Source organism: Sphingobium sp. FW305-3-2-15-F-TSA7 (assembly GCF_058787155.1).
This window is the reverse complement of sequence record NZ_JBYSZM010000032.1, coordinates 42,633-67,499: the sequence shown is the minus strand read 5'-3', so window position 1 is coordinate 67,499 and position 24,867 is coordinate 42,633. Positions and strand designations below refer to the sequence as shown.

Here is a 24,867-nt window from a genome sequence, read left to right as displayed (position 1 = left end):
AGGCGTCATTGCGAGAAGCGAAGCGACGAAGCAATCCAGCAGCCGACGCATCCCTGGATTGCCGCGCTGCGCTCGCAATGACGAAGCGTGGAAAGGAGCTGCGGAGGAAGCTACTTCCGGTTGGCGGATCGAAATCTAGACCTTCACCAGCCCCTGAGCGATCAGGCTGCGCGCGGTATCCTCGATCGTATCGGCTTCATCGCGCGTTTCCCAGCCGAGCACCGACTTGGCATGGCTCGCATCGATGTTGCGGACATTGCCGAGTTCGGAGACGACCTGACGCACCATCGGATCGAAACGCGCGACGATGCGGACCAGCCAGTCGGGCAGTTTGCGCGTCGGCACCTTGCGCGCCTCCGTACCCAGCCGATCCTTCAGCACATGCGCGATATCGTTGAGCTTCATGAAGCGGCCAGACGCGGCGAAACGCTCGCCGTCGAGCCCGGGCACGGTCAGTGCCAGCACATGGAGATCGGCGAGGTCGCGGACGTCGACGATCCCGAAACCGAAATCGGGCGTGCCCGGAAAAGCGCCTTCGAGCAGCTTCTTCACCAGTTCGAGCGACGTCGAATAATCGGCGCCGAGCACCGGCCCCAGGATCGCGGTCGGGTTGATCGAGCAATATTCCATGCCGCCGCCCTCGGCCGCCATCCAGTCGCGCGCGGCACGCTCGGCGATCGTCTTCGACTTGATATAGGGATAGACGCCGGGCGCATCGACATTGGTCCAATCGGCCTCGCTGAAGGTCCGGTTGCCCTTGCCATGACCATAGGCGATCGCCGCGGCGGAAGAGGTCGCGACGACGCGGCGCACGCCCGCATCCCGGGCGACACGCAGCACACGCAACGTGCCTTCGCGCGCCGGAACGATCAGGTCGTCCTCATGTTTTGGCGCGGTCGCCGGAAAGGGCGAGGCCACATGCGCGACGAACGAGCAGCCCGCCACCGCTTCGGCCCAGCCATCATCGCGCATCAGATCGGCGGCGAAGATCTTCAGCCTGGCATCGTCGACGCCAAGCGTTTCGCGGACCTCGGTTTCGCGGGCAAGGTTGCGGATCGTCGCATGGACGGTCCAGCCATGCTCGACGAGCCGCCTGATCAGGAAACCGGCGAGATAGCCGCTTCCACCCGTCACCAGAACCGTGCCCGTCGCCATCGCGCCCTCCGTCCCCGATCAAGGGAGGATAGCCATTTAAGTTGCGATAAACAACTTATTTGAGCAGCACCAGCTCCTCAGCCATGCTGGGGTGAAGCGCGACGGTGTCGTCGAACGCCTGTTTGGTCAGCCCCGCCTTCACCGCCACCGCCGCGGCCTGGAGAATCTCCGGCGCGTCGGGGCCGATCATATGGAGGCCGACGACCCGGTCGCTCGCGGCATCGACGATCATCTTGTAGAGCGAGCGCTCGTTGCGGCCGGCCAGCACATTCTTCATCGGCCGGAAATCGGACTGATAGACCTTGATCGAGCCAAGCTTGTTGCGGGCCTGCCCTTCGGTCATGCCGACGCCCGCAAGCGGCGGATGGCTGAACACCGCGCTGGGGATGCAGCCATAATCGACCCGGTGCGGCTTGTTGCCGAAGACGGTGTCGGCAAAGGCTTGGCCTTCGCGGATCGCGACGGGCGTCAACTGAACCCGATCGGTCACATCGCCAACGGCATAGATGCTATCGATGTTGGTGCGATTATCCTCATCGACGACGATCGCGCCCTTGTCGTTCAGCGCGACGCCGACATCCTCCAGCCCGATCCCGTCGCTCTTGGGGCGCCGGCCGGTCGCGAAGAGCAGGCAATCGGCCTCGATCGGCTCACAGCCCTTCATGAAGATCCTGAGCGCGCCGCTCTCGAGCTTCTCGACCTTTTCGAACGGCGCGTTGAAGCGGAATTCGATGCCCTTGATCATCGAGATCTGGAGCAAGCGGTCGCGGATCTGCTCATCATAACCGCGCAGGATCGCATCCGAACGGTTGACGATCGTGACCTTGCTGCCGAACTCGTTGAAGATGCCGGCGAACTCGTTGGCGATATAACCACCGCCCGCGATCACCACGCGCTTGGGCAGTTCGGGCAAGTGGAACACCTCGTTCGAAGTGATGCCATGTTCGGCACCCGGCACATCGGGGGTCAACGGCCAGGCGCCGGTCGCGACCAGGATCTTGCCCGCCGTCACCGTCCTGCCCGATGCCAGTGCGATCTCGTGCGGCCCTTTCAGGACGGCGCGCTCCGCGATCACTTCGACCTTATGGTTGCCCAGGGTCTCGGTATAGGCCTTCTCCAGCCGATCGACATCGGCCAGCACATTGTCGCGCAACACGCTCCAGTCGAAGCTGCAATCGGGCACGTTCCAGCCGAAGCGGCGCGCATCCTTCAGATCCTCGGCGAAATGCGCGCCATAGACGAGCAGTTTCTTGGGCACGCAGCCCCGGATCACGCAGGTGCCGCCGACGCGATATTCCTCCGCCACCGCGACCTTCGCGCCATGCGCCGAGGCGACGCGCGAGGCACGCACGCCGCCCGAGCCGGCACCGATCGTGAAAAGGTCGTAATCATAGCTGGGCATCGGGGGCTTCCTTCTCGTGTCATTCCGGCGAAAGCGGGCATGACAATGGAGGCATCATCTAGGGATTGCCGCCTGATCGAACAAACGGCTTTTCCCCATCGCAGTGATCGACCGCCTGCTTTGCCGATTCGATTATCTGTTGAGCCCCGCGCGTTCGATCAGCGCCCGCGTCGAGGCATCGAACCGCTCGGTGCCTTCGCTGTCGATCGAACGCGCGATCTCCTTGCCCAGTTCGACGCCGAACTGGTCGAACGGATTGACCCCGATCATCACCGCATTGGCGAAGGTCCGCTGCTCGTAGAATGCGATCAGCGCGCCAAGCGTCGCCGGGTCGAGCCGATCGAGCAGAACGGTGCTCGACGGCCGATCCCCCGGATAGCTGCGCGCCGCATCATCGCTCGCGCGACCCGCCATCAATGCCGCGCCCTGTGCGAAGCAATTGATGAGCAACTGGCGATGATGATCCTCGACCAGCGCGTCACCGGCCTCGATCGCGGCGACGAACTCGACGGGAACGAGATGCGTACCCTGGTGGAGCAGCTGGAACACGGCATGCTGCGCATCGGTCCCCACCCCGCCCCAGGTGATCGGCGCGCTCGGCCGGTCGAGCGGCCGGCCGTCGGCCGTCGCGCTTTTGCCGTTCGATTCCATCTCGAGCTGCTGGAGATAGCTGGGCAGCAGCCGCAGCCTTTCGTCATAAGCGAACACCGCGCGCGTCTCGCAACCGCGCGCCTGCGCATAATAGAGATCGGCGAAAGCGGCGAGCACGGGCGCGTTCGAGCTCCAGGGCGCGAGCCGGAAATGGCGATCCATCGCCGCCGCCCCCTCGAGCAGTTCCTCGAACGCATTCCAGCCCAGCGCCAGCGCGGCGGGGAAACCGATCGACGACCAGAGCGAATACCGCCCACCAACGCTTTCGGAGAAAGGCAGAACACGGGTCTCGTCGACGCCCCAGGCCACCGCCTTGTCAGGCGCGGCGGTCAGCGCGACGACGCGGCCATAGGGATCCTCAACCCCCGCTTCCGTCATCCATTCGAGCACGCTTTCGGCGTTGAGCATGGTCTCGGTGGTGGTGAAGGTCTTCGACGCGACGGCAAGCAGCGTCGCCGACGGATCGAACCGGGCGAACGCCTCTTCGAGCGCCGCACCGTCGACATTGGAAACGATGGCGACATCGTAGCGGTTCGAATCGCGGCCAAGCGCATCGACCAGCAAGTCTGGCCCCAGCGCGGATCCGCCAATGCCGACATGCAGCACATGGCGGATCGGTCCGAAGGCATCGGCCTCGATCGCATCGATCAGCGCGCGCATCCGCGCATGGAGCCCGCGCGCCTGCACCACGCTTTCCGGAGCACCCTCGCCGCGCTCCGCACTATGCTCGGCGGCGCGGCCCTCGGTGACATTGACGGGCTTCCCCGCGAACATCGCATCGCGGGCGCCGGCCAGCCCCGCAGCATCGGCGAGCGCCGCAAAATTGTCGATCAGCCCGGTGGTGAGATGGGTTTTCGACCAGTCGAAGCGGATGCCCGCTTCTTCGACCACGAGACGCGACAGCCGGTCCGGCTCCGCGGCAAAGAGCTCGACAAGCGTCCTCCGCTCGGTGCCGTCAATGGCCTTCCAGATCGCTGCCTTGTCACCCATATGCGATTCTCCTTGATCGGGCGCGACAATAGGATCTGTGCGGGTTTCTGGAAACGCCATTGATCGCATACGCAACACGTGTATATGCACGAATCATGCTTTCCACCGTTTGCGCCTGTACCAAGCTCCGCCGATCGGCGCGGGCCGTGACCGCCTTCTACGACGCCGCACTGGAGGGATCCGGCCTCTCGACGCCGCAATTCTCGCTGCTTCGCATGCTCGACCGATCGGGCCCATGTTCGCTGACCGCCTTTGCCGAGCGGACCGGACACGACCGGACGACGATCAGCCGCACGGTCGGCGCGCTGCGCGACCAGGGGCTGGTCCGTTTCGCGGAGGGCGGCGACCAGCGCTCGCGGATCGTCGAGATCGCGCCGGCGGGCAAGGACGCGATCGCACGCTGCCTGCCGGCATGGGAAGCCGCCGAGCATCGTGTCGACGCGGTGCTCGGCTCCGATCGCGTCGCATTGTTCGCGCTGCTCGACCGCATCGAGGAGATCCGGCCATGAAGACCCGTTCTCCCTGGACGGTCGTGATCTGCGCCGCCGCCGTGGTCACGCTGGCGATGGGCGTGCGCCAGTCCTTCGGCCTGTTCCTGCCGCAAATGGGGCCGGCGCTCGATATTGGTCGCTCCGATTTCGGGCTGGCGCTGGCGATCCAGAATCTGATGCTCGGCCTTGCCCAGCCCATAGTCGGCGCGATCGCCGACAAGCATGGCGCCGGCCGCGTCACACTGGCGGGCGCCCTGCTCTATGTCGCCGGGCTGGTCGGCGCATCGTTCGCGACCAATGCGCTCGGCATCCATCTGACCCTGGGTTTCATGGTCGGCCTCGCCATGACCGGCGTCACCTTTACCGTGATGCTCGGCGCGGTCGGCCGCGTCGTTCCGCCCGAACGGCGGACGATGGCATTCGGCATCGTCACGGCGGGCGGTTCGGTCGGCCAGTTCCTGGTCGTACCGGGCGCGCAGCTGCTGCTCGGCGAGCTGGGCTATCATATGGCGTTCATCGCGCTCGCCGGACTGATCGGGATGGCCGCGGTGCTTGCGATCGGTGTCGCGGGCAAGCCGCCGGCGCTGGACGCGGACGGCCCGGCACAAAGCGTCGGCGAGGCGCTGCGCGAGGCGTCGGGCGTGCGCAGCTTCTGGCTGCTCAATGCGGGCTTTTTCGTCTGCGGATTCCATATCGCGTTCATCGCGACGCATTTCCCGGCCTATCTGGCGGACAAGCAGATTCCGCCGGCGATCGGCGCAACCGCGCTCGCACTTGTCGGCCTGTTCAATATCTTCGGATCCTATGCCTTCGGCATGTCGGGCGATCGCTACCCCAAACATTATCTGCTCGCCGGCCTTTATGCGGCGCGTGGCCTCGTGTTCGTGCTGTTCCTCGCGCTGCCGCTCACCAATGTCACCGCGCTCGCCTTTGCCGCGGCGATGGGCTTCCTCTGGCTCGGCACCGTGCCGCTCACCAACGGATTGGTCAGCCAGATCTTCGGCGTGCGGCATTTGTCGATGCTCGGCGGCATCGTTTTTCTCTCACATCAGGTCGGCAGCTTCTTCGGCGCCTGGGCGGCGGGTTATATGTTCGACCGGATGGGATCCTATGACGCGGCCTGGATCGCCTCGATCGCGCTGGCGGCGATGGCCGCGATCGTCCACCTGCCGATCCGCGACGCACCGCTGGTGCGTCGGGCGGTGCCGGCATGACGCGGCGAGCCTCGCTGGTGACGGTCGCGATCGCCGCGCCATTGATCGTGACGGGCTGGCTGTTGTGGCGCAGTCAGGGCGTGATGATCTGGCTGCAGGGCGCCATCGCCTACTGTCTGTAGAGGGCGTCGCTTGACGCGTTCGCGGGCGCGCCGCAAAGCACGGATATGACCGACCAGACCTCCGCAACCAAGCCGCGCAAGAAGAAGCGGTCGGAAACCGCCGATTTCATGATCTTCCTGCTCAAGCTGGGGATCTTCGTCTTCCTGTTCCGCAGCTTCTTCGCAGCACCGTTCAATATCCCCTCCGAATCGATGATGCCGCGCCTGCTGGTCGGCGACTATCTGCTCGTCTCCAAATGGAGTTACGGCTATTCGCGCTATTCGCTGCCGTTCAGCCTGCCGTTGATCCCCGGCCGCGTGTTCGCCAGCACGCCCGAGCGTGGCGACGTCGTGGTGTTCAAGGCGCCGCCGACCCAGCGCCAGGACTATATCAAGCGCGTCATCGGCCTGCCCGGCGACATGATCCAGGTCCGCGACGGCCAGGTCATCCTCAACGGCACGCCGGTACCGCGCGACAAGATCGCCGATTTCGTCCTGCCGGAAAAACCGTACAATAAATGCCTGACCGAGAAATCGATCGAGGTCCTGCCGGGCGGCCGCCAGTGCCGCTACACCCGCTATCGCGAGACCCTGCCCAACGGAAAGAGCTATGAGGTGCTCGACACGGCACAGGGTACGGCGGGCGACGACACCGAGGTCTATACTGTGCCCCAGGGCATGTTGTTCCTGATGGGCGACAATCGCGACCATAGCGCCGACAGCCGCTTTCCGGCACGCGACGGCGAAGCGATCGGCATGGTGCCTGAGGAAAATCTCGTCGGCCGCGCCTGGATCAGCGTGTTCTCCACCGATGGTTCCGCGTCCTGGCTGATGCCATGGACCTGGTTCACCGCGGCACGCTGGGAGCGAATCGGGGAACGCTTCTGAGCACGCCCGACCTTTCGGAGTGGATCGAAAACACGCTGGGCCACCGACCGGCCGATCCGGCGCTGTTCACGCGCGCGGTGACGCATGGCAGCCAGAGCACCACCAATTACGAACGCCTGGAATTCCTCGGCGATCGCGTGCTCGGCCTCGTCATGGCCGACTGGCTGTTCGAGCGTTTCCCCGACGAACCCGAAGGCAAGCTTTCGCCGCGCTTCAACGCCCTCGTGGCCGGAGAGACCTGTGCGGAGGTCGCACGCCGGATCGGCCTGGTGCCCTATATGCGGCTGGGCAAGCAGGCGCGCGACGACGGCGCCGCGCAGAGCGACAACGTCCTGGGCGACATGGTCGAGGCGCTGATCGGCGCGCTGTGGCTGGAAAACGGGCTCGACGCACCGCGCGCCTTTATCCGTCGCGCCTGGGCCGACCTGATCGACACCCAGACCAGCGCGCCGCGCCATCCCAAATCCGCGCTGCAGGAATGGGCGGCGGCGCACAACCGGCGACCACCGATCTATACCGTCACCGACCGCTCCGGTCCGCATCATGCACCGGTGTTCACCGTCACCGTTTCGATCGGCAAGCTCGCCGAAGCCAGCGCGACAGGTGCGTCGAAACAGGAAGCGGAGACCGCAGCCGCAAAGGCGCTGTTGGCGCAACTGAACTGACGGCGCGCCGGACCTGATTTCCACGCCTTCCTTGCCTCGCGCACCATTTCGCGCAAAGGCGGGCGAGTGAACGACATCAATCAACAACGCTGCGGCCTCGTCGCCGTGGTCGGCGCCCCCAATGCGGGCAAGTCGACGCTGGTCAACGCACTGGTCGGACAGAAGGTCGCGATCGTCAGCCCCAAGGCGCAGACCACGCGCACGCGGCTGATGGGCGTCGCGATCGAGGGGCAAAGCCAGGTCATGCTGGTCGATACCCCCGGTATCTTCGAGCCGAGACGACGGCTGGACCGCGCGATGGTCGCCGCCGCCTGGGGCGGCGCGCAGGATGCGGACCTGATCGCGCTGGTCGTCGATTCGAAGGCCGGGCTCGGCCCCAAGGTCTCCAGCATCGTCGAGGTTCTCAAGGGTCGGTCTGAACGGAAGATCCTGATCCTCAACAAGGTCGATATCGCCGACAAGGCGCGGCTGCTCGTCCATGCCGAGCGGCTGAACGCGCAACTCGGCTTCGACGAGATCTTCATGATCAGCGCGACGACCGGCGACGGGCTCGCCGATCTCAAGGCGGCGCTGGGCGCTGCAATGCCCGAAGGGCCCTGGCATTTCCCGGAAGATCAGGTGTCCGATGCGACCGACCGGATGCTCGCCGCCGAAGTGACGCGCGAGCAGCTCTATCTCCAGCTCCACGCCGAACTTCCCTATGCCTGCGTGGTCGAGACCGAGAAATACGAGGAACGCAAGGACGGATCGGTCGAGATCCATCAGCAGATCCTGGTCGGGCGCACGAGCCAGCGCGCCATCATACTCGGCAAAGGCGGTCAGCGATTGAAGGAGATCGGCAGCCGCGCCCGCGCCGAACTGGCAACGCTGCTGGGCGTGCGCGTCCATCTGTATCTGCACGTCAAAGTGAAGCCCGACTGGGAAGAGGATCGCGGCGTCTACCGCGATATCGGCCTCGACTGGGTCGACTGACGCCCGTCAGCGGCTCGGAATTTTCAGCCGGTCAGAATTTGAGGACGATCGTCCCGATCAACGCGACCCAGGCTATGGCCGCGAAGGTTCCAATCAGAATGCAATCGCCTTGCCGGCGCAACAATGAGCGCATCTATCCTCGTCCCCAGACTATTTTGGAGGATAATTTCCCCTTTCCTAAGGAAATGCAAGCCCCATGAATCGGTGGGCCGGCGCTGCGCCATCATGACGTCATCACCGCCCGGACATCCGATCCGGCTCAGCGCGCGGCAAGCAGGTCCTCGACCCATTGGGGAACCAGCAGACTTGCCGGCCCCTGCCGCGACTCCTCGAACAGGAAGCTGCCCGCCGAGGGATCGAGGTTGAGTTCGAGCGTACGGGCGCCGTAATGCCGCGCGGTCTGAACGAAGCCGGCGGCGGGATAGACCGCGCCCGAGGTGCCGATCGACACGAACAGGTCCGCGCCCGACAACGCACGCTCGATCCGCTCCATTTCGTACGGCATCTCCCCGAAGAACACGATGTCGGGCCTGAGTGCGGGCACACCGCAACCGCCGCATTTCTGCCCCTCGCCCATCGGCCCGTCCCAGTGCTCGGCGCGTCCACAGGCGGCGCAGAGTGCGGAGAGAAGTTCGCCATGCATGTGCAGCAATCGCCGGGCGCCGGCGCGTTCGTGCAGATCGTCGACATTCTGCGTGACGATCAGCAATTCGCCCGGCCATTCGGCGTCGAGCCGCGCCAGCGCCTCATGCGCGGCATTGGGTATGACCGTGGCCAGCGCGGCGCGGCGCGCGTCGTAGAAGCGATGCACCGTCCCGGGATCGCGTGCGAGCGCCTCTGGCGTACAGACATCCTCGACCCGGTGTCCTTCCCACAGGCCATCGGGGCCACGAAAGGTGGCGAGACCGCTCTCCGCGGAAATGCCCGCGCCAGTAAGGACGACGATATTCTGAAGGGCCGACACCGTGTCGCGATAGCCGATCGACAGATGCCCGGAAAGGGCCCCCGCCCCCCGCGGAACACCACGCACAATGTTTCGATCTTTGAAAAAGCACCGCCGCTCGGAGAATATGGGGTCGGCCTGACCGCTCCGATCCTCCCCACTTTTTTCTTCAAGAGACTCGACAAACCCGATCAGGATAAGGATCAACCCGTCGGATCGGCCCGAAAACGTCGCTCGCGTTAAGAAAAAAATGAACAATTCTTGAATATTAGGCGCTGTTACATGTTTGCGCTTGACGTTCATTGTTCAAATTGGGAAAAAAGTTATCGGAAACGAAAATTTCCTGACCCGGCGACAAGAACCGCGGGCCAGGGAAGTATTTGCGCATCTGCCAAAAAGGGGGGATCACCAATGGCGAATATCATCACAATGGCCGCAAGGCGCCGCCGGACTGCCGAAGACATGTTGGCGGGAACCGCGCTGGCGGGAGAATTCGGCACGCGCGGATTCTCCCGCTCGCTGCTGCTGCTCGCGGCCGGCGCCGCGCTCTCCGTCGCCGGCCAGGCGCATGCGCAGCAGGCTGCCGAAGCCGAGGTGGAACAGGGTGAAGACATCATCGTCACCGGTTCGCAGATCGCACGCACCGGCTTCGACACGCCGACCCCCGTCACCGTCGTCAGCACCGCCGACTTCGAACGCGTCGGCGCCCCCAATATCGCCGATGCGCTCAACCAATTGCCCGCGCTGAAAGCGAGCGTCACGCCCGAAGCGACAACCAATCTGTCGAAGCTGTCGGGCGCCAATTATCTCGATCTGCGCGGCCTGACCTATCTGCGCACATTGACGCTGCTCGACGGCAAGCGCCCGACGCCCTCGTCGCCCGAAGGTGTCGTCAATATCAACACCATCCCGCAATCGGTGATCTCCGGCGCCGAAGTCGTGACCGGTGGCGCATCGGCCGCTTATGGTTCGGACGCAGTCGCGGGCGTCGTCAATTTCAAGATCGACCACAAGCTGCAGGGCGTGCGCGGTAGCGCGCAATACGGCATCAGCGACTATGGCGACAATAAGGGCTATCTCGTCAGCCTCGCTGCGGGCACCCGCTTCGCCGACGGTCGCGGCCACATCATCGTCGGCGGCGAAATGGCCGGCAGCAAGGGCATCCCGAACTATGCGGGCCGCGGCTGGGGCGACTATGGCGTCATCGACAATCCGGCGAGCACGCCGACCAACGGCGAACCGACCTATATCCTCGTCAACCAGCCGCGCGATTCGACCGCCTCCTATGGCGGCCTGATCAACAGCGCGACGGGCACCAACGGCACCGCATTGCTGCGCGGCATCCAGTTCGGCGCCGGCGGCTCGACGTCGATGTTCAATTACGGCACGAATCAAACCGCCTTCTCGCACCAGGGCGGCGACGGCGTCTGCGGCATCTGCGACGCGGTGTTGAAGCAACCCTATAAGCGCTGGTCGGCGATCGCGTCCGGCGAATTCGAATTCTCGGAAGCCGCGACTCTCTATGCCACGGGCAGCTATGCACGTTCCGATGTGAAGAATGCCCCGTCGATCACCGGCAACGACCAGATCACCATCCAGGCCGACAATGTCTTCATCCCGGCTTCGGTGCGCTCGATCCTGACCGCCAATCCGACGATCACCAGCTTCACCATGGGTCGCGCTCTCAACGATTATGCGCGCGGCTATATCAACAAGAAGGCGACCAACTGGCAGGGCATCATCGGCCTGCGCGGCAATATCGGCGGCGGCTGGAGCTATGATGCGTCCTACGCCTATGGCAAGGCGCGCGACTACACCAACTTCGCCGGTGCACGCATCACCGCGAACTGGCGCAATGCTCTCGACGCGATCGACGATCCGCGCACGGCGGGCGTTGTCGATCCGATCTGCCGCTCGACATTAACCAACCCCACCAATGGATGCGTTCCGCTCAACCTGTTCGGCGTGATCGCGCCGGGTCAGCAGGCTGCGGCCATCGATTACATCACCGGCGATTCGATCCGCGACTGGCACATGAAGCAGCAGACCGCGGACCTGATCATCCGCGGCACGCCGTTCTCGCTGCCGGCCGGCGATGTCGGTCTGGCGGCCGGCGTCCACTGGCGCAAGTTCGAGGTCGACGTTCGCTCCGATCCGCTCTCGGCCAGCCGTCCCGGCGGCGCGACGGTGTTCCGCGTCGGCAACACGATCCCCTTCAAGGGCGCACAGGAAGTCAAGGAAGCCTTTGGCGAAGTCCTGATCCCGATTTTCCGCGATCAGCCTTGGGCGAAGAGCCTCGAACTCGACCTCGCCGGCCGTATCACCGATTATCAGACGTCGGGACAGGTCGAGACCTGGAAGGCTGGCCTCAACTACACGATCAACGATGTCGTCCGTCTGCGCGCCACGCGCTCGCGCGACATCCGCGCACCCAACCTGCAGGAGTTGTTCGCCAAGGGCCAGACGCTGATCTATCCGATCACAGATTCGGCGCGCAGCGAAAACTATACGATATCGGGTACGTCGTCGGGCAACCGCTTCCTCGTACCGGAGATCGCGAACACCTTCACCGGCGGCCTCGTCCTGTCGCCGGCGCGCAACCTGCAGGTCTCGCTCGATTATTATAATATCAAGATCGGCGGTGCCGTCGCCGCGCTGAGCGCCCAGCAGATCATCACCCGTTGCAATGGCGGCGATGCCGGTGCGTGCCTGCTCATCACGCGTGAGGCCGCTTCGGGCGGCCTGCCCGGCCGCATCAGCGGCGTCACCCTGGCGCCGGTCAACTTCCAGTCGATCAAGACCTCGGGCCTCGATATCGAGGCGCGGTACCGGACCAGCCTGTGGAACGGCGATCTCGATCTGCGGTTGCTCGCCAACTATATCGACAAGCTGACGCTGGTCGGCGATGGCGGCGCGGCATTCGAGCAGGCGGGCGCGCTGTCGCAGGACTTCATCGACGGCGTCAACGGCTCTCCGCATGTCCGCATCACGGGCACGGCGAGCTACAGCACCGAACGGTTCACCACCGCCCTGACCGGGCGTTGGGTGGGTGGCGGCATCATCACCCGCGACCAGTCCGACTCCACCAAGCCGCCTTTGACGCCGTTGCTCGACAAGCTCTATGCCAAGGGCCGTCTCTACCTCGACCTCTCGGCGGAAGTGACCTTGTTCAGGCCGATCGGCAGCGACAGCAAAGTCGCGTTGTTCGGTTCGATCCTGAACGTGCTGAACACCGATCCGCCAATTATGGGCTATGACTGGGCGACCGCACGTCACCTCTACGACGTGATCGGCCGGCAGTTCACCGGCGGCGTCCGCTTCAACTTCTAAATTCCAGGACCCGATAGTCCGCCGCCGCTCCCTTGAGGCGGCGGACCATGCTAGGCGGCAACCTCGGTTGCCGCCTTTTTTTGTCCGGCGATCGCGATATCGCGCGTGTTGCCCGAGCGATGTTTTCGATCTTTGAAAAAACTGGCGACGCAGCGCCTCGGATCGCCCTATTCCCCGCTTTCGGTGCTCGTGGGAACGATCCGCCCCTTTTTCCGATCGAGCCACGCCGGATTCGTCGGACTGCCTCAAAATCGTAGACTGGATCGGGAAAGACAGCTCGCGAAGCCGCATTATCCGGCACGGCTGCGCGTTTAGCACTTGACGCCCATTCTTCTAATTGAGAAAAAATTATCAGAATCGAAAATTTGCCTGACCGCGAACAGGGGCGTGCAGGCGGAGGAGGCTTTTTCCGCAAATCCGCGATACACAGGGGGAACAATAATGCCGAACACTATCTCAACGACCGAAAGGCATCGTCGCATTGCCGGGGCAATGATGGCGGGGACGGCACTCGCGGGGGATTTCCAGATGCACCGGGCGTCGCGCTCGCTGCTCCTGCTCGCGGCCGGTGCCGCGCTCTCCGTCGCCGGTCAGGCCCATGCGCAACAGGCCACCGCAGCCGAAGTCGAAACGGGTGAGGACATCATCGTCACCGGTTCGCAGATCGCGCGTACCGGCTTCGATACACCGACCCCGGTCACCGTCGTCAGCACCGCCGACTTCGAACGCGTCGGCGCCCCCAACATCGCCGATGCGCTCAACCAGCTGCCCGCGCTGAAAGCGAGCGTCACGCCGGAAGCGACGACCAACCTGTCGAAGCTGTCGGGCGGCAACTATCTCGATCTGCGTGGCCTGACCTATCTGCGCACATTGACGCTGGTCGATGGCAAGCGCCCGACACCATCCTCGCCCGAAGGCGTGGTCAACATCAACAATATCCCGCAATCGGTGATCGCCGGTGCCGAAGTCGTGACCGGCGGTGCATCGGCCGCTTACGGTTCCGACGCGGTCGCGGGCGTCGTCAACTTCAAGATCGACCACAAGCTGCAGGGCGTGCGCGGCAGCGTCCAGTACGGCGTCAGCGACTATGGCGACAATAAGAGCTATCTCGGCAGCTTCGCCGCGGGCACCCGCTTCGGCGACGGTCGCGGCCATATCATCATCGGCGGCGAAATCGCCGAGAGCAAGGGCATTCCCAACTATGCCGGCCGCGAATGGGGCGACTATGCCGTCATTGCCAATCCGGCGAGCACCACGACAAATGGCGAGCCGACCTTCATACTCGTCAACCAGCCGCGCAGTTCGAACACATCCTATGGCGGTCTGATCAACAGCGCGACAGGCACCAACGGCACCGCGCTGCTGCGCGGCATCCAGTTCCTGGGGGGTGGCCAGACCTCCGCGTTCAACTATGGCGATCTGCAGACCACCAACTCGCATCGCGGCGGCGACGGCGTCTGCGGCATCTGCGATGCGGTGCTGAAGCAGCCCTATAAGCGCTGGTCGGCATTCGGATCGGCGGAATTCGAGTTCTCGCCGGCAGCCACTCTCTATGCCACCGGCAGCTATGCGAATTCCAAGGTGAACAGGGGCGCGTCGATCACCGGCAACGACCAGATCACCATCCAGGCCGACAATGTCTTCATCCCGGCTTCGGTGCGCTCGATCCTGACCGCCAATCCGACGATCACCAGCTTCGTCATGGGCCGGGCCCTCAACGACTATGCGCGCGGCTATATCAACAAGGACACGTATAACTGGCAGGGAATCATCGGCCTACGCGGCAATATCGGTGGATCGTGGAGCTATGACGTGGCCTATGCCTATGGCAAGGGCCGCGACTATACCGACTTTGCCGGCGCCCGGCATACCGCCAACTGGCAGAGAGCGCTCGACGCGGTCGACGATCCGCGCACGCCGGGCGTGGTCGATCCCATCTGCCGCTCGACACTGACCAACCCCACCAATGGCTGCGTTCCGCTCAACCTGTTCGGCGTGATCGCGCCGGGACAACAGGCCGCCGCGATCGACTATGTCACCGGCAGCTCGATCCGCGACTGGCACATGAAGCAGCAGACCGCGGACGTGATCATCCGCGGCGAGCCCTTCTCGCTGCCGGCCGGTGCGGTCGCCATCGCGGCGGGCGTCCACTGGCGCAAGTTCCAAGTGAACGTGCTCTCCGATGAGCTTTCGGCGAGCCGGCCGGGCGGCGCAACGGTGTACCGCGTCGGCAACACCATTCCCTTCGCCGGCACCGAGGAAGTCAAGGAAGCCTTCGGCGAAATCCTGATCCCGATCTTCAGCGACCAGCCCTGGGCGAAGAATTTCGACCTGAATCTCGCCGGCCGCATCACCGACTACAAGACGTCGGGACAGGTCGAAACCTGGAAGATCGGCGCCAACTACACCGTCAACGATGTCGTCCGCCTTCGCGCGACGCGGTCGCGCGACATTCGCGCGCCCAACCTCCAGGAACTGTTCGCCAAGGGCCAGACGCTGATCTATCCGATCACCGATTCGGCACGCGGAGAGAATTATTCGGTGTCGGGCACCTCGTCGGGCAACCCGTTCCTGAAGCCGGAGATCGCGAACACCTTCACCGGCGGCCTCGTGCTGTCGCCGGCACGCAACCTCCAGATCTCACTAGACTATTATAATATCAGCATCGAGGGTGCGGTCGCGGCGCTCAGCGCGCAGCAGATCATCACGCGTTGCAACGATCAGGCCGATGCCGGTGCGTGTCTGCTCATCACGCGCGACGCGGGCGGCGGCCGCATCTCCGGCGTGAAGCTTGCGCCGGTCAACTTCCAGTCGATCAAGACCGAAGGCCTCGATGTCGAGGCGCGTTACCGGACCAGCTTCTGGAACGGCAATGTCGATCTGCGCGTGCTGGCCAACTACGTCAACAAGCTGACCTTGATCGGCGACGGCGGCGTGAAGACCGAGATGGCGGGCGCCCTCTCGCAGGTCTTCATCGACGGCATCAACGGCTCGCCGCATCTGCGCGTCACCGGCACCGCGGGCTACAGCACCGATCAGTTCAACGTGAACCTGACCGGCCGTTATATCGGCGGCGGCATCGTCACCCGCGACAAGCCCGTGGCGACCAAGCCCTATCCGGCGCAGATCACCGACAAGCTTCATGCGAACGGTCGTCTCTATTTCGACCTGTCGGGTGAAGTGACCTTGTTCCGGCCCACGGGCAGCGACAGCAAGATCGCGCTCTTCGGCTCGATCCTGAACCTGCTCAACACCGATCCGCCGATCACCGGTTACGACTGGGCGACCGCGCGGCATCTGTACGACGTGGTCGGACGTCAGTTCATCGGCGGCGTCCGCGTCGCCTTCTAAAGCACTGTGTCCCGCCGTCTGCCCCCATGGGCGGCGGGTCCATTCCCCGGCGGCGGCTTCGGCTGCCGCCTTTTTTGTGTCCGGTTGCGGATGGCAGCGATGTCGCCCATGAAGCATCCGACGCACATATGAGGCACACGGGACTGGACATGACACGGATCGGAATCATCGGAAGCGCGGGGCGGATGGGCAAGGCGATCGCCGACGCCGTGGCGGATGCCGGTGCGACGCTCGCGGGCGGTATCGATGCCGGCGGTGACGTCATGGCATTGGCCCGGGCCAGCGACGTGCTCGTCGATTTCTCGGTGCCCAAGGCGCTGGTCGGCAATGTCGGTGCGGCGGTCGCGGCAGGCGTGCCGATCGTGATCGGCACCACCGGACTCGGCCCCGACGATCATCAGACCGTCGACGACGCCGCGCGCCATGTTGCCGTCCTTCAGACCGGCAATACCTCGCTCGGCGTCACCCTGCTCGCCGCTCTGGTCCGCCAGGCGGCCGAACGGCTGGGCTCCGATTGGGACATCGAGATCGCCGAGATGCACCATCGCCACAAGGTCGATGCGCCATCGGGTACGGCATTGCTGCTCGGTCAGGCTGCTGCCGACGGGCGCGGCATCGATCTGACCAGCCACAGCGATCGCGGCCGCGACGGCATGACCGGTGCGCGCACCGAAGGACATATCGGCTTCGCGGCATTGCGCGGCGGATCGGTCGCCGGCGACCATTTTGTCGTCTTCGCGGGCGAGGGCGAGCGGATCGAACTCAACCACCGCGCCGAGAGTCGCGAGATCTTCGCGCGCGGCGCGGTCCGCGCGGCGCTCTGGCTCGCGGGCAAGCCCGCCGGCCGATACCGGATGGCGGACGTGCTCGGGCTGTGAAGAAAGCCGATATCTTCGAGTTCTTCTCGCGCCTGCACGAGGACAACCCCTCGCCCGAGACCGAGCTTGAATACGTCAACACCTATACCCTGCTCGTTGCGGTCGTGCTGTCGGCGCAGGCCACCGATGCCGGCGTCAACAAGGCGACACGCCGGCTGTTCCATGAAGTGACCACGCCCGAGGAGATGGTCGCGCTCGGCGAGGCCGGGCTGAAACAGCACATCAAGACGATCGGCCTGTTCAACGCCAAGGCGAAGAACGTCATCGCCCTGTCGGAAATGCTGATCGCCGAGCATGGTAGCGAAGTGCCCGCCGACCGCGACGCGCTCGAACGGCTGCCTGGCGTCGGCCGCAAGACCGCCAATGTCGTAATGAACACCGCGTTCGGCGCCGAGACTTTCGCCGTCGACACGCATATCTTCCGGATCTGCAACCGCACCGGACTGGCCCCCGGCAAGACGGTGCTCGCGGTGGAAAAGGGGCTGGAAAAGGTGACGCCCCAGCCGTTCAGACTTCCGGCGCATCACTTACTGATCCTGCATGGTCGCTATGTCTGCAAGGCCAGGAAGCCCGAATGCTGGCGATGCATCGTCCATGATCTTTGTGCGTTCAGGCCAAAGACACCTCCGCCGGCGCATGCGGGCGGGAGAGCAGGAAAGGACGAGTCGTGAAGCGCTCAATCATCTTCGCCGCTGCCGCCTTCGCCGCCACGGCCATGCTCGGCGCTGGAGCCGCCCAGGCCGGCAAGGACAGGAAGGCGATCCCCACCGCGACCCCCGCCGGCAAACCGCTGAGCTGCATCCCGATCACCCAGATTCGCGAGACGCGGGTCCATGGCGACAGGACCATCGATTTCCACATGTCGGGCGGCAAGGTCTATCGCAACACCCTGCCCTATGATTGCAGCTCGCTGGGTTTCGAGGAGCGGTTTTCGTACAAGACCTCGCTCAACCAGCTCTGCTCGACCGACATCATCACCGTGATCCGTACGCCGATCTCGGTTTCGGGCCCAAGCTGCGGTCTCGGCCAGTTCCAGCCGGTCACGCTCGCCAAGACCAAACGCGGAAACTGAAAATCTCTCGCCAAGCGCGCGGCGCTTTGCTAAGCGCCCCGAAGCTTGCCGCCTGGCGTGCATGCACCCATAGCTCAGCTGGATAGAGCGCTGCCCTCCGAAGGCAGAGGCCAGAGGTTCGAATCCTCTTGGGTGCGCCACGCGGTTCACGGCTCCTGAAACATTCCGCGCACTGCACATATCGGGGAAATCGCCCTGGGGCGTTTCGGCGGCCAGCGCCGGCAGGAGGAGCAGCGACGCTTTTGACGGCCGCAATATGCGGAGCGAGGGCTCGCCGATCAGATCTCAAATTCGCTGAGCGAAGAGACCTGTTCCCCCGGGCCATAGTCATCATCCGCGCACAACGACGGGATGGCGCAACCGCAGCGTATCGAGAAGATGTTCCACCCGGGCGACTTCGCTGGTGCTCCCGCTCGGCGTGATCGACCAATTGCAATGCGGATGGGTCGACAGGCTGTAGACCCGCACATCGCCGACGACGGCGCGCCAGCGCCGCCGGCTGCCCGCTTCGCGCGTGAGCATCGTGATGAGAAGATCCTGGAGGTCGCGCGCGGTCATGGGTCGGGGCGCGTGTCGCGCCGAATGCCGGAATTTGCAATGCCCCATGTCGTGGCGCGATCGGCGACATATCCGCAGAGTCCGCGATATCGCGACCACCGATATCGATTTGATCGGACATGGCGCAATTTGTACCTATGACCGCGATGCACGCGCCTTTCGACAGTTTCGCAGCCGGGATGACCGGCACGGCGCCCGATCCGCGCATCGAAAAATGGAGCATGACGCGTGGCGGATGAAGCGGTTGCGCTGACGCCGGCGCTGATCGTCGAAGACGATCCGGCGATGCAGTGCAGATTGACCCGGCTCGTTGCGGACATCGCGCAGAGCGACGCACCGATCGCGACGGCCGGCAGCATCGCGGCGGCGCGGCGCATCCTCGACGACCGGCACTTCGCCTTCGCGCTAGTTGATATCGGCCTGCCCGACGGCGATGGCTGCGACCTGATCGCCTGGCTGCACGATCATCGGCCGGCGATGACGGTGGTCGTCATTTCGGCCTGGGGCGACGACGCGGTCGTGCTCGCCGCGCTCAAATCGGGCGCGATCGGTTATCTGCTGAAGGAACGCGAGGATAGCGAACTCGCCTTGTGGCTGCGCAGCATCGAGCGCGGTGGCGCGCCGATCGATCCGCTGATCGCACGCCGCATCCTCACTTTGCTTCCCGCCCAGCCGCCAGCGCGCAAAAGCGAGCCGTCCACCGACCTGCACCTGACCGCGCGCGAGCGCGGGATATTGGAGCTGGTCTCGCGCGGGCACAGCAACCGCGAGATCGCCGAACGGCTCGCGCTCTCCCGCCTAACGGTGGAGGGCTATACCAAGGCGATCTATCGCAAGCTGGCGGTGGGATCGCGCACCGCCGCCGTGCATGAAGCCAAGAGCCTGGGCCTGCTCGATTGAGCCCCCTTATCCCCGTGCGATGGCTGCCGGTGCGATGGCTGCTCTGGGGCCTCTGCCTTTTGCTCGCCGCTTCGTGCGCGCCAACCCCGCCGCGCGATGCCCCGGCGCCGACCACGATTCTCGCCGCCGAAGCGGTGCCCGCCGGATGGGACGGCGCGACGCCGCCCGCCACCGGCTGGACGCGCGTCGCGCTGCCGGACGGATGGGACGCGCGCTGGCCCCGGCATGACGGCGTCGTCTGGTACCGCGTCCATTGGCGGCAGACCGCCGCGCGGCCGGCCGGCCTGCTGGTCGACTATGCCTCGCTCGCCAGCGCGATCTTCGTCAATGGCAGTCTGGTCGCGCGCGACGCCAGCCTGGCCGAGCCGCTGTCGAGAAGCTGGACCCGGCCGCATTATTTCCTGCTGGACCCGCCGGTGCTGAAGAAGGGCGAGAATATCCTGCTCGTCCGAGTTTCCGGCCTGGCGGCCTATCAGCCGGGTTTCGGCACGGTGACGGTCGGCGATCCCGCCGTGGTGAAGGCCGAATTCGCGCGCCGGCAGTTCATGCGCTTCGACATCAAATTCGTCACCATCGCACTCAACGGCGCGCTGGGTGCCTTTTTCCTGATGATCTGGCTGCTGCGCCGCAAGGAAACTGTGTTCGGCTGGTTCGCGCTCGCCCAGTTCGCCACCCTGGTCTTCAACTGGAATTTCCTGGCGCAAAGCCCCGGCCCCTTCACCACCACCCATGGCTGGCAGGCGATGAACATCGTCGCCAATCTGGGCATGAGCATCTGCTACGCCATCTTCCTGTTCCGCTTCGGCGAGCGGCGATATCCGCGGACGGAGGCGGTGATGGGCGCGGCATGGCTGGGGCTGGCGCTGCTGGCGATGGCGGCGCCCGCCTGGATCGGCGCCAATCGCGCGCCCTGCTATCTGGCGAGCGGCGTCATCTATTATGCCAGCATCGCATGGCTGGCGGGGCGCGCGCTCGATTGCCGCAGGCTGGATTATAATGTGCTGCTCGCCTGCCAGCTCGTGCCGGTGCTGGCCTCGCTCCACGATTATGCGCTGCTGTTCGGCTGGATCCGGGGCAGCGACTATATCTTCGGCATCGCCACCATCTTCATGCTGGCCGCCAGCGGCTTCGTCATCGCCTATCGCCTCGTCGCGGCGACGCGCCGTATCGAGGGCTTCAACGCCGAGCTGCGCGACGAGGTCGATGCCGCCACCGTCGCGCTTTCCGACACGCTCGCGCGCGAGCACCGGCTGGCGCTCGCCCATGCCCGCGCCGAAGAACGGCTGCAGCTTGTCCGCGATCTGCATGACGGCTTCGGCGGCACGCTGGTCGGCGCGATCACGCGGCTGGAACAGGCGACGCGCGACATGCCCGACGGCCATATGGCCGCGATCCTGCGCGAGATGCGCGACGATCTCCGCCTCGTCATCGACACCACGACACGCGAAGAGGATGATCTGGTCGGCCTGCTCGCCCCATTCCGGCATCGATCCGGCCTGCTGCTCGAGGCCATGGACATCGACAGCCGCTGGCATCTGGAGGGGATCGACGGCATCCTGCTCGACAGCGCCGCCAGCCTCGATCTGCTGCGGCTGTTGCAGGAAGCGCTGACCAATGTGCTGAAGCACAGCCGGGCCACGCGGGTGGACGTGCGGATCGCGCGGGCCGGAGGCCGCATCTGCGTGGAAGTGCGCGACAACGGCAAGGGGTTCGCGGCGGGGACGGGTTCGGGAACCGGGCTCGCGAGCATGAAGCGCCGCGCCGCGCGGCTGGGCGGATCGCTCGAGATCAGCGGAGACACGGGCGGCACCACGCTCCGCCTCGACTTTCCCGAACCGGCATAATTGCCGATCTTTACAGAGATTTAACAACATATACCCCCGGTTTCGGGGATACCAACGCGGCCTGAGCCCGCCTAATTCTCCGGCCATGGCGATGCCCGGAGATCGGTCCGGCGCGGGCCGCGTTGAAAGATGATCCATGGCATATAGTCGCTCGGGCAGTGAGTTCCTCGTCAACACGCAAACCGCGCTCGACCAGATGGAGCCGGCGATCACCGGGTTGGCCGGCGGCGGCTTCGTCGTAACCTGGCGCGACGAAAGCGGCATCGGCGACGACACCAGCCTGTTCGGCATCAAGGCGCAGATCTACAACGCCAGCGGCGTGCCGGTCGGCGGTGAATTCCTCGTCAACAGCGAGACCGCCAATCCCCAGGCCGAACCCGCCATCACCGCGCTTGTCGGCGGCGGTTTCGTCGTAAGCTGGACCGATTTCAGCGGCGTGGGCGGCGACGCCAGCGCCTCCGGGATCAAGGCGCAGATTTATGACGCCACCGGCGCGCGCGTCGGCGGCGAATTCCTCGTCAACACCCAGACGACGAGCCAGCAGGTCGCACCCAGCATCACCGGACTTGTCGGCGGCGGTTTCGTCGTGAACTGGGCCGATTTCAGCCAGTCGGGTGGCGACACCAGCGGCTATGGCGTCAAGGCGCAGATCTACGACGCGGCCGGCGCGCGCGTTGGCGGCGAATTCCTCGTCAACACCCAGGTGACGGGCTGGCAGCTCGAACCGGCGGTCGCCAGCCTGACCAATGGCGGCTTCGTGATGAGCTGGAGCGACGCCAATGGCGACGGCAGCAGCTACGGCATCAAGGCGCAGCTCTATGACGCGACCGGCGCGCGCATCGGCGGTGAATTTCTCGTCAACACGCAGAAAGCGGGTTTCCAGACATTGCCGACGATCACCGGTCTCGCCAATGGCGGCTTCGTGATCGCGTGGAGCGACACCAATGGCGACAGCAGCGGCAATGCCGTCAAGGCGCAGGTCTATGACGCTGCCGGCGCGCGCGTCGGCGGTGAGATCCTGGTCAACACCCAGACGACGGGCTGGCAGTACGAACCGTCAATCACCAGCCTCGCCAATGGCGGCTTCGTTATCAGCTGGACCGATGAAAGCGGCATCGGCGCGGACGCCAGCAATGCCGGGGTGAAGGTTCAGATCTTCAGCGCGACGGGCGCCCGCGCCGGCGGCGAATTCCTCGTCAACAGCAAGACCGATTTCACCCAGGCGGCGCCGACGATCACCGATCTCGCCGATGGCGGCTTCGTCGTGAGCTGGCGGGATTTCAACGACGACGGCACCATCTACAATATCAAGGCGCAGGTCTATCAGTTCGTCAACGAGGCGCCGGGCGCCATCTCGGTCACTCCCACCGCGGTGGATGAGAACGTGCCGGCGGACACGACGGTGGGCATCGCATCCGCCGTCAACCTCGACGGCGACACGCTGAGCTGGTCGCTGGAGGGCGCGGACGCGGCGCTGTTCGCGATCGACCCGGCCACCGGCGCGATCACGACGGCGGCGGTGTTCGATCACGAAACCTGCGCCAGCTACGAGATCACGGTCAAGGCCACCGATGCGGGCGGGCTTTCGAACAGCGCCGCCCTCGCCATCACCATCGGCGACGTCAACGAGGCACCGGTGCTGATCGGGCTCGATACGACGCTGTTCAACGAGGGCGCTCCCGCCGGCACGCTGGTGGGCACGGCCTCCGCCGGCGATGTCGATGGCGACACGCTGAACTGGTCGCTCGGCGGTACCGACGCCGCCCTTTTCCAGATCGATGCGGCGACCGGCGCGGTCACGACGAAAAGCGATCTCGCGGCCATCGCGGGCGGCCAGTACAGCATCACCATCCGCGCGACCGATGGCGGCGGCCTGTTCGACGAGGAGACCGTCTCGCTCACCGTCAACAACCGCCCGGCGGCGACGGGCGACAGCCTGACGCTCGACGAGAATGCGGCGAGCGGCAACCTCACCGCCCTGCTGCTCGGCAATGATCTCGACGAAGGCGTGCTCACCATCACGGGCGTGGGCACGGGCGGGACGCTGGGCGTCGTCATCTTCGACCCCGCCACGCAGCGGCTGGAATATGTGGCGGACGCGGCGGCGTTCGACGCGCTGCGCCCCGGCGAGACCGCGACCGACAGCTTCACCTATGCGGTGACCGACGCGGGCGGGCTCACCAGCATGGCGACGGTGACCATCACCATCACCGGCATCGTCGACGGCAAACAGATCGTGGGCGGCGGACGCGGCGGCAACATGCTCACCGGAACGGCGGACGAGGACCGGCTCTACGGCTTCGCCGGCAACCAGCGGCTGGACGGCATGGGCGGGGATGACACGCTGATCGGCGGCGGCGGCAACGACACGCTGACCGGCGGGGCCGGCCATGACATATTCGTGATCAACTTTCAGGACGGCGCCGACGTGATCACCGATTATACCCCCGGCGAAGACACGATCGATCTGGCCGATGGCCTCGATATCATGGGCAGTGTCGTCGGCGATACCAATGGCGACGGCATCGCCGACCTCACGCTCACTCTCGAACTCGGCGGTTCGGTCACCCTGCTCGGCATCTCCGACATTGGCCAGGTCACGTTTGCCTGAGGCGACCTGCGGTTCGACGGAATCATCGAACGGCTCGAACATCGCGGTCAAACAAACATCTGGAGCAGGATCAGATGCCAGCGAAGGACTCGACATAGCGGCTCGGCGAACGGCCGAGCGTGCGGCTGAACATCTCGGTAAAAGCGCTGGCGCTGCCATAGCCGACGTCGAACGCCACCTGCGTCACGCTATGCCCGACGGCCAGCAAGGATAGCGCCTTGAGCAGGCGGACATCGCGAACCCAGGCGGTGAAGGCCATGCCGGTCTCCTCGCGGAAGGCACGGGTGAAATTGCGGCGGCTCATCCCCGCCGCCGACGCCCAGCGATCGAGCCCGGCATCCTGCGACGGATCGTCGAGCATCGATCGGCAGATCTTCGCAAGGCTGCGGCGCTGCGGCATCGGCACCGAGAGTGGCGTGATCGGCGTGCGGACGATCTCGTCGAGCAACAGCGCGATCAGCCGGCCGTCGCGACCCGCTTCGTCGTACAGCACCGGCATCGACGCCGCAGCCAGGATCAGTTCGCGGAGCAGCTTCGAAACCTCGACCACCCGGCAGACCGCGGGAAGCGACGCCTCGCCAGGATCGACATAGAGCGTGCGCAGCGAAACCGGACCGACGCACTGCAATGCATGATCGACCTCGGGCGGCACCCAGACGGCGCGCTGCGGCGGTACCGTCAGGCTGAAATCCGCCGTCGTGACCGTCATCACGCCATCCATCGCGAAGATCAGCTGCCCGCGCGCATGGCGATGGACCGGATCATAATGGCCCGACGGATAATCCTCGGCGAGCACTGCGACCCGCCGGGGGATATGCTGGCAATCGGCGCTCGATCTGCGGCGCGCCATG

General features: G+C 65.1%; 20 protein-coding genes and 1 tRNA gene. 15 read left to right on the top strand and 6 right to left on the bottom strand.

What is annotated here, in order from left to right; translation table 11 throughout:
• Positions 1-135: 135 nt before the first annotated feature.
• From AC3WN8_RS22540 to pgi, 3 genes are all read right to left on the bottom strand, one after another.
• A complete protein-coding gene (locus AC3WN8_RS22540; protein ID WP_492671737.1) occupies positions 136-1,155 on the bottom strand; it encodes an NAD-dependent epimerase/dehydratase family protein in 1,020 nt (339 codons plus the stop codon).
• A 55-nt stretch (positions 1,156-1,210) separates the two neighbouring features.
• On the bottom strand, positions 1,211-2,557 hold the full coding sequence (gene gorA / locus AC3WN8_RS22535; RefSeq protein WP_492671736.1) for a glutathione-disulfide reductase: 1,347 nt from the start codon (positions 2,555-2,557) through the stop codon (positions 1,211-1,213).
• A gap of 132 nt (positions 2,558-2,689) precedes the next feature.
• A complete protein-coding gene (gene pgi, locus AC3WN8_RS22530; protein ID WP_492671735.1) occupies positions 2,690-4,198 on the bottom strand; it encodes a glucose-6-phosphate isomerase in 1,509 nt (502 codons plus the stop codon).
• A gap of 95 nt (positions 4,199-4,293) precedes the next feature.
• Here pgi and AC3WN8_RS22525 point away from each other — a divergent pair, with 95 nt between their 5' ends.
• The 6 genes from AC3WN8_RS22525 (at position 4,294) to era (ending at position 8,529) form a co-directional block, all read left to right on the top strand.
• A complete protein-coding gene (locus AC3WN8_RS22525; RefSeq protein WP_492671734.1) occupies positions 4,294-4,707 on the top strand; it encodes a MarR family winged helix-turn-helix transcriptional regulator in 414 nt (137 codons plus the stop codon).
• The gene (locus AC3WN8_RS22520) at positions 4,704-5,903 is read left to right on the top strand and encodes an MFS transporter (RefSeq protein WP_492671733.1); all 1,200 of its coding nucleotides are present in this window, start codon (positions 4,704-4,706) and stop codon (positions 5,901-5,903) included. Before AC3WN8_RS22525 ends, AC3WN8_RS22520 begins: the two co-directional genes overlap by 4 nt.
• Complete coding sequence (locus AC3WN8_RS22515; protein ID WP_492671732.1) at positions 5,900-6,025, top strand: hypothetical protein; 126 nt, start codon at positions 5,900-5,902, stop codon at positions 6,023-6,025. Before AC3WN8_RS22520 ends, AC3WN8_RS22515 begins: the two co-directional genes overlap by 4 nt.
• Before the next feature lie 45 nt (positions 6,026-6,070).
• Positions 6,071-6,892, top strand: coding sequence for a signal peptidase I (gene lepB, locus AC3WN8_RS22510; RefSeq protein WP_492671731.1), 822 nt, complete (start codon positions 6,071-6,073; stop codon positions 6,890-6,892).
• Positions 6,841-7,557: a ribonuclease III gene (rnc, locus tag AC3WN8_RS22505; RefSeq protein ID WP_492671730.1), complete on the top strand. Its 717-nt coding sequence runs from the start codon at positions 6,841-6,843 to the stop codon at positions 7,555-7,557. Before lepB ends, rnc begins: the two co-directional genes overlap by 52 nt.
• 66 nt (positions 7,558-7,623) lie before the next feature.
• Positions 7,624-8,529 (top strand): GTPase Era, encoded by a 906-nt coding sequence (gene era, locus AC3WN8_RS22500; protein ID WP_492671729.1) that lies wholly within the window; start codon positions 7,624-7,626, stop codon positions 8,527-8,529.
• A 259-nt stretch (positions 8,530-8,788) separates the two neighbouring features.
• Here era and AC3WN8_RS22495 read toward each other — a convergent pair whose 3' ends face one another.
• Positions 8,789-9,493 carry an NAD-dependent deacylase gene (locus AC3WN8_RS22495; RefSeq protein WP_492671754.1) on the bottom strand — a complete coding sequence of 235 codons (705 nt, stop codon included), beginning with the start codon at positions 9,491-9,493 and terminating at the stop codon, positions 8,789-8,791.
• 390 nt (positions 9,494-9,883) lie between these two features.
• On the opposite strand from AC3WN8_RS22495, the gene AC3WN8_RS22490 reads away from it, so the two are divergent.
• From AC3WN8_RS22490 to AC3WN8_RS22465, 6 genes are all read left to right on the top strand, one after another.
• A complete protein-coding gene (locus AC3WN8_RS22490) occupies positions 9,884-12,802 on the top strand; it encodes a TonB-dependent receptor plug domain-containing protein (RefSeq protein WP_492671728.1) in 2,919 nt (972 codons plus the stop codon).
• A 528-nt stretch (positions 12,803-13,330) separates the two neighbouring features.
• A complete protein-coding gene (locus AC3WN8_RS22485) occupies positions 13,331-16,153 on the top strand; it encodes a TonB-dependent receptor domain-containing protein (protein WP_492671727.1) in 2,823 nt (940 codons plus the stop codon).
• A 149-nt stretch (positions 16,154-16,302) separates the two neighbouring features.
• Positions 16,303-17,031: a 4-hydroxy-tetrahydrodipicolinate reductase gene (gene dapB, locus AC3WN8_RS22480; protein ID WP_492671726.1), complete on the top strand. Its 729-nt coding sequence runs from the start codon at positions 16,303-16,305 to the stop codon at positions 17,029-17,031.
• Complete coding sequence (gene nth, locus AC3WN8_RS22475; protein ID WP_492671725.1) at positions 17,028-17,702, top strand: endonuclease III; 675 nt, start codon at positions 17,028-17,030, stop codon at positions 17,700-17,702. The genes dapB and nth overlap by 4 nt, the downstream gene beginning before the upstream one ends.
• Positions 17,699-18,103, top strand: coding sequence for a hypothetical protein (locus AC3WN8_RS22470; RefSeq protein WP_492671724.1), 405 nt, complete (start codon positions 17,699-17,701; stop codon positions 18,101-18,103). Before nth ends, AC3WN8_RS22470 begins: the two co-directional genes overlap by 4 nt.
• Positions 18,104-18,166: 63 nt before the next feature.
• Positions 18,167-18,243 (top strand) — tRNA-Arg (locus AC3WN8_RS22465).
• A 190-nt stretch (positions 18,244-18,433) separates the two neighbouring features.
• Here the strand turns inward: AC3WN8_RS22465 and AC3WN8_RS22460 are convergent.
• The gene (locus tag AC3WN8_RS22460) at positions 18,434-18,661 is read right to left on the bottom strand and encodes a hypothetical protein (RefSeq protein WP_492671723.1); all 228 of its coding nucleotides are present in this window, start codon (positions 18,659-18,661) and stop codon (positions 18,434-18,436) included.
• A gap of 228 nt (positions 18,662-18,889) precedes the next feature.
• Here AC3WN8_RS22460 and AC3WN8_RS22455 point away from each other — a divergent pair, with 228 nt between their 5' ends.
• From AC3WN8_RS22455 to AC3WN8_RS22445, 3 genes are all read left to right on the top strand, one after another.
• Complete coding sequence (locus tag AC3WN8_RS22455) at positions 18,890-19,561, top strand: response regulator (protein ID WP_492671722.1); 672 nt, start codon at positions 18,890-18,892, stop codon at positions 19,559-19,561.
• Between the two features lie 29 nt (positions 19,562-19,590).
• The gene (locus AC3WN8_RS22450) at positions 19,591-21,405 is read left to right on the top strand and encodes a sensor histidine kinase (protein ID WP_492671721.1); all 1,815 of its coding nucleotides are present in this window, start codon (positions 19,591-19,593) and stop codon (positions 21,403-21,405) included.
• Positions 21,406-21,541: 136 nt separating this feature from the next.
• Complete coding sequence (locus AC3WN8_RS22445; protein ID WP_492671720.1) at positions 21,542-24,016, top strand: cadherin repeat domain-containing protein; 2,475 nt, start codon at positions 21,542-21,544, stop codon at positions 24,014-24,016.
• 70 nt (positions 24,017-24,086) lie between these two features.
• Here the strand turns inward: AC3WN8_RS22445 and AC3WN8_RS22440 are convergent, their stop codons facing one another.
• Positions 24,087-24,866 carry an AraC family transcriptional regulator gene (locus tag AC3WN8_RS22440; protein ID WP_492671719.1) on the bottom strand — a complete coding sequence of 260 codons (780 nt, stop codon included), beginning with the start codon at positions 24,864-24,866 and terminating at the stop codon, positions 24,087-24,089.
• Between the last annotated feature and the right edge of the window lies 1 nt (position 24,867).

Bases quoted from the DNA above. Each gene is read 5' to 3' on its own strand.
- AC3WN8_RS22520 (WP_492671733.1), top strand. From the start codon at position 4,704: ATGAAGACCCGTTCTCCCTGGACGGTCGTGATCTGCGCCGCCGCCGTG.
- AC3WN8_RS22515 (WP_492671732.1), top strand. From the start codon at position 5,900: ATGACGCGGCGAGCCTCGCTGGTGACGGTCGCGATCGCCGCGCCATTG.
- dapB (WP_492671726.1), top strand. From the start codon at position 16,303: ATGACACGGATCGGAATCATCGGAAGCGCGGGGCGGATGGGCAAGGCG.
- AC3WN8_RS22540 (WP_492671737.1), bottom strand. From the start codon at position 1,155: ATGGCGACGGGCACGGTTCTGGTGACGGGTGGAAGCGGCTATCTCGCC.
- AC3WN8_RS22485 (WP_492671727.1), top strand. From the start codon at position 13,331: ATGCACCGGGCGTCGCGCTCGCTGCTCCTGCTCGCGGCCGGTGCCGCG.
- AC3WN8_RS22440 (WP_492671719.1), bottom strand. From the start codon at position 24,866: ATGGCGCGCCGCAGATCGAGCGCCGATTGCCAGCATATCCCCCGGCGG.
- AC3WN8_RS22460 (WP_492671723.1), bottom strand. From the start codon at position 18,661: ATGACCGCGCGCGACCTCCAGGATCTTCTCATCACGATGCTCACGCGC.
- AC3WN8_RS22525 (WP_492671734.1), top strand. From the start codon at position 4,294: ATGCTTTCCACCGTTTGCGCCTGTACCAAGCTCCGCCGATCGGCGCGG.
- rnc (WP_492671730.1), top strand. From the start codon at position 6,841: ATGGACCTGGTTCACCGCGGCACGCTGGGAGCGAATCGGGGAACGCTT.
- pgi (WP_492671735.1), bottom strand. From the start codon at position 4,198: ATGGGTGACAAGGCAGCGATCTGGAAGGCCATTGACGGCACCGAGCGG.
- gorA (WP_492671736.1), bottom strand. From the start codon at position 2,557: ATGCCCAGCTATGATTACGACCTTTTCACGATCGGTGCCGGCTCGGGC.
- AC3WN8_RS22445 (WP_492671720.1), top strand. From the start codon at position 21,542: ATGGCATATAGTCGCTCGGGCAGTGAGTTCCTCGTCAACACGCAAACC.
- AC3WN8_RS22490 (WP_492671728.1), top strand. From the start codon at position 9,884: ATGGCGAATATCATCACAATGGCCGCAAGGCGCCGCCGGACTGCCGAA.
- lepB (WP_492671731.1), top strand. From the start codon at position 6,071: ATGACCGACCAGACCTCCGCAACCAAGCCGCGCAAGAAGAAGCGGTCG.